The following is a 504-nucleotide window of genomic DNA, read 5'->3' as shown; positions in this document are numbered from 1 at the left end:
GATGGCAAAGGGTAAGTTCGAGCGCAATAAGCCGCATGTGAACATCGGCACGATCGGTCACGTCGACCACGGCAAGACGTCTTTGACGGCTGCGATCACCAAGTATTTCGGTGAATACAAGGCCTATGACCAGATCGACGCGGCGCCGGAAGAAAAGGCGCGCGGCATCACCATCTCGACCGCTCACGTCGAGTACGAGACGGCTGCCCGCCACTACGCCCATGTCGACTGCCCCGGCCACGCCGACTATGTGAAGAACATGATCACCGGTGCCGCGCAGATGGACGGCGCGATCCTGGTGGTTTCGGCCGCCGACGGCCCGATGCCGCAGACCCGCGAGCACATCCTGCTCGCCCGTCAGGTGGGCGTGCCTTCGCTGGTGGTGTTCCTGAACAAGATCGACCAGGTCGACGACGCCGAGCTGCTCGAGCTCGTCGAGATGGAAGTGCGCGAGCTTCTGTCGTCCTACGACTTCCCCGGCGACGACATTCCGATCGTCAAGGG

The 504-nt window shown here is 62.5% G+C and carries 1 protein-coding gene; it reads left to right on the top strand.

Features of this window, described 5'->3' with window-relative positions; genetic code table 11:
* Position 1: 1 nt before the first annotated feature.
* Positions 2-504, top strand: a 503-nt coding sequence (locus LL06_RS25570; RefSeq protein WP_035533775.1) for a GTP-binding protein, incomplete at its 3' end; no start/stop codon positions are given.

It is taken from the genome of Hoeflea sp. BAL378, assembly GCF_000759435.1.
Classification (GTDB): domain Bacteria; phylum Pseudomonadota; class Alphaproteobacteria; order Rhizobiales; family Rhizobiaceae; genus Hoeflea.
The sequence above is the reverse complement of the archived record's forward strand: the minus strand, read 5'-3'. Positions and strand labels throughout refer to the sequence as shown.